At 25.7% G+C, this 8,918-nt stretch carries 7 protein-coding genes; 1 reads left to right on the top strand and 6 read right to left on the bottom strand.

The annotated features are described in order from the left end of the window. Positions 1-255 precede the first annotated feature (255 nt). Entirely contained in the window at positions 256-1,152 is an 897-nt protein-coding gene (locus tag MBFIL_RS00455) for a CPBP family intramembrane glutamic endopeptidase (protein ID WP_066970374.1), read from the top strand. A gap of 293 nt (positions 1,153-1,445) precedes the next feature. Here MBFIL_RS00455 and phoU read toward each other — a convergent pair whose 3' ends face one another. From phoU to MBFIL_RS00425, 6 genes are all read right to left on the bottom strand, one after another. Further along, positions 1,446-2,105: a phosphate signaling complex protein PhoU gene (phoU, locus tag MBFIL_RS00450; protein ID WP_066970372.1), complete on the bottom strand. Its 660-nt coding sequence runs from the start codon at positions 2,103-2,105 to the stop codon at positions 1,446-1,448. 132 nt (positions 2,106-2,237) lie between these two features. After that, positions 2,238-2,990, bottom strand: a complete 753-nt coding sequence (gene pstB, locus MBFIL_RS00445; RefSeq protein ID WP_066970368.1) for a phosphate ABC transporter ATP-binding protein PstB — start codon at positions 2,988-2,990, stop codon at positions 2,238-2,240. Between the two features lie 5 nt (positions 2,991-2,995). Further along, entirely contained in the window at positions 2,996-3,850 is an 855-nt protein-coding gene (pstA, locus tag MBFIL_RS00440) for a phosphate ABC transporter permease PstA (protein ID WP_066970366.1), read from the bottom strand. 39 nt (positions 3,851-3,889) lie between these two features. After that, positions 3,890-4,768, bottom strand: coding sequence for a phosphate ABC transporter permease subunit PstC (gene pstC, locus MBFIL_RS00435; RefSeq protein WP_066970363.1), 879 nt, complete (start codon positions 4,766-4,768; stop codon positions 3,890-3,892). Between the two features lie 715 nt (positions 4,769-5,483). After that, positions 5,484-6,296, bottom strand: coding sequence for a phosphate ABC transporter substrate-binding protein (locus tag MBFIL_RS00430; protein WP_066970359.1), 813 nt, complete (start codon positions 6,294-6,296; stop codon positions 5,484-5,486). Positions 6,297-8,238: 1,942 nt separating this feature from the next. Continuing rightward, positions 8,239-8,556, bottom strand: coding sequence for a hypothetical protein (locus MBFIL_RS00425; protein ID WP_066970356.1), 318 nt, complete (start codon positions 8,554-8,556; stop codon positions 8,239-8,241). Positions 8,557-8,918 lie beyond the last annotated feature (362 nt).

Below are 8,918 nucleotides of genomic sequence, written 5' to 3'. Positions count from 1 at the left end.
TTTCTTTTTTAACCATCTTTTTTAAACAAACATCCTCCTCATCATCAAGCTCTACTCTTCTCTGTTTCATATAGTATAATATGAATATCATCATATATAAATATTTTAAAATTAAGTTGTCATGACAATAGCAATTGTTCCCTATCTCCAATGAATATAAATATATAATTTGAATACTAAAATACTTTTATTATTTTTTATTATTATATTTATTCATATATTTATTCAGATTTTCTTTTAAAGGAGATAAGATTTATGAATGTAGAAAACACAAGTAAAAAACCAGGACCTTTAAAACCTATAATTTTTGTCATATTGATTTATATAATTGGTCAAATTGTTGCTGCTATGATTATATCAACAGTTTTTAACCCTATCATTGGAAATAATCATGATTTAATGTCTGTTGTAGGTTCTGTACTTCTAGGATTGTCAACCTTTATTTTAACTATCTATGTCTCATTTAGAGTTTTCAAATTCAAGACCAATGAAATTGGTCTTAATAAATATAAATTAGGATCAAGATTATTAATAGGTTTTGTATTAGCATTTATCTGCCAACTAATAATGTTTATTATTAGTCTAGCTCTTGGAACTGCACAAATACAGGCAGTAGGATTAAATATTTTTGCTTTGATAATTGCACTTGTTGTTTCTATGTCTGCAGGTATTAGTGAAGAAATATTAGATCGGGGATTTTTTGTAGCAGCACTTAAACCTACAAAAAACTTACTTCTTATACTTTTAGCACCAACATTATTCTTTACAATAGCTCATATTATAAATATGGTTTCAATAGGGTTAGATTTAACACTATCAATTTTAGCACTAACTACAACATTTTTAGCAGGAATATTTTTAATATTGATTGTTATCCGTACAGGCTCATTAGCTATAGCTATTGCATGGCATGCTGGGTGGGACTTTTTCACAACAATATTTGGAGGAAATTTATCATCTCTTAATACTGGATCTCCCCTATTTGTTGTTACACATATTGGTCCAGATATTTTAACTGGTGGGGCATATGGTATAGAAGCAAGTATTATCGCCCTAATCGTATTAGTGATTTTGATAACCTTATTTTACAAATTTTATCCTAAATCCATACATACTACTGAAAATAAATTAATGTCTTTAGAATTTGAATAGGATTAATCATATTTCCGATTGTAATAGTAATTAGTATGCAATTCCATACTATAACATACTATAACATTATTTTTTCAGATATTGCAAAAAGGAATGTTCCTATTACAAGAAAGATAATTGTCAAGAGAAGAATCGCTGTAAAATTGATTAATGTGCTAAATATAGATGATTAACAACCTCCACTATTTTAAATTCTTTTAAAGCTATACGAACTGTTTAAAGTGCTCATGATGAGATTTTGCAAAATTTTTTTATTTTGCGAAATCAGTGTTATTAAAGTGTTATTAAAGTTATTAGGGCTTCTTAAATGTTAACATAAAAACTGTTCTTGACCCAATTTCAACAGCTCTATCTCCAATTCTTTCTATAAATCTAGCTATGAATATCATGTTTATTGTTGATGTTATAGTGTCTTTATTTTCAAACATGAAATCTGTAATCTGTTTTAATACTGAATCAAAAAGATCATCTACTTTATCATCATCATTATGTAATTCTTTAGCCATATCAATATTTTGATCTAGAAATGCATAAATTCCTTTACTTAACATCATCTGAGCATAATGGGCCATATATTGTAAATCTTCCATTAATCTTTCAGGAACATTTATATCTTTAATAAGAACAGATAGTTCCGCTATGTTGGAAGATAAATAACCAATTCTTTTCACATGACTTCCTACTCGGATTGTAGATTCAATAAACATTAAATCTCCAGCTACTGGCTGCTCAACTGCCATGAATTGTATGCACATTCTTTCTAAATTAAATGCAGCATCATCAATTTTTTTAGCTAGGTCAATCACTTCTTTAGCTATATCTTCATCATAGACTTCTATCAAGCTAATAGCTTTTTTTTGAGCTTCAATAGCTTGTTGTCCGATTTTTTCCGCTTCATTTTTAACATTACTTATTCTGTTTTTAAATGAAATACTGGGATACTTTTTATCCATAAGAATCACTCACATAGTATATTATATTTTTTTATAGATGATTTAATATTAGTAAAAGCATTTCTTAATTTAATTTGCTTATTTTTTGAAATAGCTTTTGTTCAAACTTTTTTTAAAAGTTTGAAGGTTACCTTAACCAAATCTTCCAGTAATATATTCTTCAGTTTTTTTAACTTTTGGTTCAATAAATAGTTTATCTGTTAAGTTACTTTCAATGATTTCTCCATTTAAGAAAAATGAAGTGTATTTTGAAACACGTGTAGCTTGTTGCATGTTGTGAGTTACAATAATAATTGTATAATCATTTTTAAGTTTATGTATAAGATCTTCAATTTTAGTTGTGGATATAGGATCTAATGCAGAACAAGGTTCATCCATTAGAATAACTTCTGGATTGTTAGCTATTGTTCTTGCAATACATAGTCTTTGTTGTTGACCTCCAGAAAGGCTCATAGCTGAATTATCTAATTTGTCTTCAACTTCACCCCATAAAGCAGCTGCTTTTAGACTTTCTTCAACTTGCTGATGTAAAAAGTCTTTATCATCAATTCCATGTACTTTAAGTCCATATGCAACGTTTTCAAATATGGATTTTGGAAATGGGTTTGGTTTTTGAAATACCATTCCTACTTTTTTTCTTAAACTAGCAACATCATATTTTGGGGAATAGATATCCTCTTCATCTAGGATAATATCTCCTTCTTTTCTAAAACTTGGAATTAGATCATTCATTCTGTTAATGGTCCTTAAAAATGTAGATTTACCACATCCTGAAGGGCCGATTAAAGCTGTAACTGTGTTTTTTGGGATTTCAGTATTGATATTTTTAAGAATATGTGCATCTCCAAAATACACATTTAAATCTTTTACTTCTATTCTGTTCATTTAATTTACCCTCCTGTCATTTTTCTCTGATACCTGTCAACTATTAAATTAGTACCTATTGTTATTACAAGTACAATTATTACAAGAACTGCCGCAGTTCCATAAGCATTGTCAAGTGATATTCCTTCAGTAGCTAGTGTATATAAATGAAGTGGCAGTGGTCTACCTGGATCAAAGATTGAAATAGGAGTTTGTAGTGCAGAACCAACTGAAAACATAACTGCAGCAGCTTCAGAAATAGCTCTTGTCATTCCAAGAATGATTCCTGTAACGATACCTGGAATAGCTGCAGGTACCACAACTCTATATATTGTTTGCCATTTACTTGCTCCAAGACCATAACTACCTTCTCTATAGGAACTTGGAATTGAGGATAATGTAACTTCAGAAACTTGAAATATTGTTGGAAGGGCCATAATAGCTAAAATTAGTCCTCCTGAAAGAACTGACCAGTTAAATTGAAGAAATACTACGAAAAATGCTAAACCAAATAATCCGTAGACTATTGAAGGTATTGAAGCTAATATTTCTGCTCCAAATCTAATTAATCTAACTGCTCTGTTAGCATTAGCATATTCTACAATATAAATAGCTGCACCTATACCTAAAGGAGTGGCTATAATCCCAGCTATTGCTGTAACATATATACTTGAGATGATCATTGGGAATATTCCACCAGCTCTTCCAGAGTCAATTGGATCAGCTAATAAAAATTCAAGATTAACTACAGGAAGTCCTTTTACAAGAACATATCCTAGGACTAAAATTAATATTAAAATAGTTAATAGTCCTGAAGCTATGAATAGCCCATTCATTATTTTTTGTGCAATTTTAGGAGGAATGATTTTATTAATATTCATAGACACCACCATTTAAATGAGGTTTTATGATATTAGTAATCATAAATATCCACTTCCAGCATCGATTTTATATTTATGTTGCATGTAATTTGCAACAAGAAGCAGTATTATTATAATTAAAAATAACACGATAGCAGTTCCAAATAAAGCGTTATGATGGATACCTGTCGCATAACCTATTTCTAAGGCTATGTTTGAAGTTAAAGTTCGCAGTGGTGAAAAAATTGAGTTAGGCACTAAAGCTACATTACCTGCAACCATTATAACTGCAAGTGTTTCACCAATAGCTCGACCCATTCCTAAAATAATTGCTGTTATTATTCCTGGAAGTGCTGCTGGAAATATAATATTTTTTATTGTTTGCCAAGAAGTTGCTCCTAGTCCTAAAGAAGCTTCTCTATATTCATTAGGAACTGCTTTTAAAGCATCTTGTGAAATAGATATTATAGTAGGTAAAACCATAACAGTTAATATCAAAGATGCAGTAAACATACTAAAGCCTGTTCCTCCAAATGTTTCACGCATTATTGGAACGAGAACAATAAGTCCAAAAAATCCGTAAACAACTGAAGGGATTCCTGATAATGTTTCAATAGTTGGTTTTAAGAACTTTTTCACATTATTTGGAGCTACTTCAGCCATAAATATGGCGCAAAGAAGAGATAAAGGAACAGCCATTAGGAGTGATAGTAATGTTACACAAATCGATCCTATTATCATAGGAAAGACACCAAATTCACCTTCAGAAGGAGCCCAATTCATTCCAAAAATAAAATTTAGAAATCCATATTCTTGTATTGCTGGAAATCCTTCAATTAAGATGAACAGTATAATAATAAGAATCATAATAATTGAAAAAATAGCTGTTAAAAAAAGCCCTTTTTCTATTAAAAATTCTGTAAAGTTATTTTTTTGCATGATTATCCTCTTATTATGTCAATGGATTAGACTATTAATTTTAAGTAATATAATAGTTTAATAAGAGAATTTAACGAATTTAAATTTATACTTTTTATGATAATGGGATAATCCAAAATATTTAAATAACCGATATAACAGATATTTATAGGGTATGTTAAAATGGATTTATTAATTTGTAAATATTTATTATAATCTCATTGAAATTATTGTACAATTTTTTAACTTGTACAAGGTAAAATAATAGCTTTAAATTTGTTATTTTATTAAAATTTATTATAAGATTATATTTTATTAACAAATTCGGAATTAATAACTAATCTAATTGTTGTTAGTTAATAAAATTTTTAATTTTTTAACATACTTGTAAAAAAATTTGAGAAAATACTAATAAGTTTGTATGTGGGATACATAACTTATTTAATTAGTTAATAGTCTTATTTAATTAGTTAATAGTACTTTCTTAATTTTGCTTTAAATTGGAGATTATTTTAAAAAATAGTCATAAAAGTATAAAAAAGTATTAAAATTTAAGACAATATAAGTTTTTAAATAAATTTTTATCTTAAAATAGTATTTTGGAAAGATTTTAAGAATAGATAAAAACTTTTATAATTGTCTTTTATTTTTTAAATACTTAATTCATTAAATACTTAATTCTTTATTCATTAAATATTCATAATTGGTTTTCAATAGCTTATTCTACTATTTGATATTATTTTTTTGCTTTTATAATTTTTTCGTCTGCTAATATTTTAGAGCCTTCTGTACCCATTACCCAGTCAATGAATGCTTTTACTTCTCCTTTCGCTTCTCCTTTGACTAAGAAAAGGAATGGTCTTTGTAATTCATAAGTGCCATCAGCTATGGTTTCTTCACTAGGACTTACTCCTCCAACCTTAATAGCTTTAACATCATCACTCATCGCTGCAAAGGATACGAATCCAATAGCATTAGGGTCTTGTTTTACTGATTGCTTTACTGCTTCAGTAGAACTTTGAACTATGGCACTTGATTTTATTTTGTCATCACCCATAACAAGTTTTTCAAAGGCATCTAATGTGCCTGATCCTTCTTCACGAGTTATTAAATTAATACTAGCGTCAGATCCACCAATTTCTTTCCAATTAGTGATTTTTCCTGAAAAAATATCTTTTAACTGATCTTTAGTTAAATCTGAAGCTGCATTTTTTGTATTAATAGCTACTACAATTCCATCTTGACCTAATGTATATTCAGTTAATCCTTTCTTTTCATCCGCTTTTAATGATTTAGAACTAGTACCAATGTCAGATGTACCTTCTGCTACACTTTTAATGCCAACACCTGAACCTCCTCCTTGAACATTAATTTTAACGTCAGGATGTGAGGCCTTGTACGTTTCAGATAATTTTTCAGCCACAGGCTGTACAGATGTGGATCCAACCACATTTATTGTAGCGGAACTTCCACTATTTACAAATATCATGCCAATAACTATTAATATAGCAGCTATGGCAATTATAACAGTCACATATTTCTTATTCATATTTTTGTCACCTTCACTGTTAGGTTATTTTTTTACTATATAAACCTTTGCAAAAAATATATGGTATGTATTTTATGAGTAATCAAAAATGTTTACAAAAAATAATTATAATAAATATTTTAAACACTAATTTCCCAAAATAAAAAATTTTCTAAAATCTCTTTATTGGTACTTTAATCGGTTTTTAATGCATTAAATGAGAATTAGGAAAATTTTCTATTGTCACAATTCAATGTATTAAATAATTATTTTGTGAAATCAGTGTTTAAAATATTTATTTAATAAAATAAGTAAATATTTAGTAATAATAGCTAAATAGAAAAATAAATAAATTTTGATCATTTGTTCATATTATACTTTTTAAAAATCTTCTGTATAATTCTATAACACATATTTTATCATTAGTTTCCATTGCATTCTTTTTTTATCCTCTTTTAATCGATTTCATATTTAGCATATTATTTTTCATTAAATGCTTTTGTTTCCCTTAATATTAGCTTTATCTTAATAATTCATATTAATTTTAGTTATTTTGGCTTTATTTCCTATAATATTATGTATTAGTATGTTATTTAATTATATAATTTTTAACTTAAGATTATATTGTCTTTATTCTGAATTATGGACCAATTTAATCATATTTCGCTGTTTATTAAATATGTTGTTATATTGATAGATTAAAACATCTTAAATTATTATTAATGGTGTTTAAATGCTGTGTTGAAAATTCTAATAATATATTAATTAATAAGTTCAATTTAACATTCATTTTCTAATTTATTACTAAAAAAATACTTAAATAACTTACTTAATAAATTTTAATTGGATAATTTCAAATTATTAAATATATTAAATGTTTTAAATTAAATAAAATCAAAAAAAATTTAAAGATAAAATTGAATATAAATATAAAGTTATGTATGTTCTTATTTTTCTTTTTACTATATCTTATCTTGATTTAAATTTAATATTTGCTAAAAAATTAGGGAGGTATGAATATATTAGATAAGTGATTTCAATGTTTTATTCATGTCTCTATACTAAAACAAGACACATAATCAATTAAATTGATCATTATATTTGAAATGATACCATCAAATGTAATTTACTGTGGTGAAACACTATTAAAAAATATATTAAATTTTTTTTTAAATGAACTATAGAAAAAACCTTAGATTTATTCTTAGATTACATCTTAAACGAATTTAAAGGAAAAAATTTTTAAAATTAAAATTAAAATTATAAAGAAATTAATTAATTACTCACTTTATTGTTAAACCATAAATTATACATTAAAATGTTTATAATGAATTGGACATTATATGGTTACAATTAAAAATATCTGATAAATATCTCATCTTTTATAAACACTTCTGAAGTTAGAATGATGAATGTACTGAAAAAATTATCATGATTACCATATAATTAATTATTATCATATAATTTACACAAATGTGTGCTTAAAAATACAACTTACTAAAAGCAAATAAACTATTCTAATAATAAAATATCAGTAATAGTAATAATAAGACATATTAATAATTTACATGATTATTAATAGATATTAGACAATTAAAACAAAAAATAGGTTCATATAAAAATGTATTCTCTATTTGAACTAATTTCAAATCAATAACCTACTTGAACATGCCTATTAATTTAAAAAATAGTACTATATTATGAAATAGATATAATCCTTATAATTTTATTTAAAATGAAAATAAGAAATTGTTTAAAGATATATAATATATTTATTAAATGCATAGTAATTGTTCCATTCATTCAATATTATAAATAAACTGTATAATTTTTGTATACAATGATTTTATTTTTAATTTATTGACAAGATCTGTGATAATGAAAATATAATTCTTTTTGAAATTGATTGTAAAATCTTCACTCTTTTTTTAATATATTTATATTTAATATTAATTTAATCCTGTTATTTATCCTTTCTACTTGTAGTGTGCCAACAATTACAAGAATTGCAATAATAAACTTCAGTGGGTTTTTCATTATCTCTCCAATCTTCATTTTTATACCTAGCTATAGCTTTTTTTGCTTCATTTATAGAAGAATAACGTATTTTAACTTTCTTAGATTGTATACAAAATTCTTCTATAATATCATGGTTCATGAAGCCTATTTTTAAGCGATGTTTATCTAACTGTTTTTTAGCTTTAGAACTGATATTATTATTATTTTTATTATTATTTTCATATGGGTTATTTTTTATTTCTTTTCTTTTATCAAGTGTCATTTAATCAATCCCCACTTGTTTATATTATTGATATAAATATTGTGTTTACTAACATATATTATTTAATTTTTTTAATACTTTAAAATCTCCAATTAATTATTATTTTTGGAATTGCTTAAATAGAATGTTTATGATGGTTTATGATGAGATTTTCCAAGATTTTTATTCTTTTTTAAAAAATCAAAGATTTAAAAGTTAGATGAAAGATTTTTTATCTTTCATTCCTCTTTTGAGAGGAGTTTATCCATAATTAAAATAAAGGTTTATGATTGTTGGATATGGTTTTAGATGTTTTTTAGTTTTTGTTTTAGTTTTTTGGTCTATTTTTTGTGTTTTAGTTTTAAACTTTTTAAATGTGTTTT

It is taken from the genome of Methanobrevibacter filiformis (assembly GCF_001639265.1).
GTDB classification, from domain to species: domain Archaea; phylum Methanobacteriota; class Methanobacteria; order Methanobacteriales; family Methanobacteriaceae; genus Methanacia; species Methanacia filiformis.
This window is presented reverse-complemented; position numbering and strand designations above follow the sequence as displayed.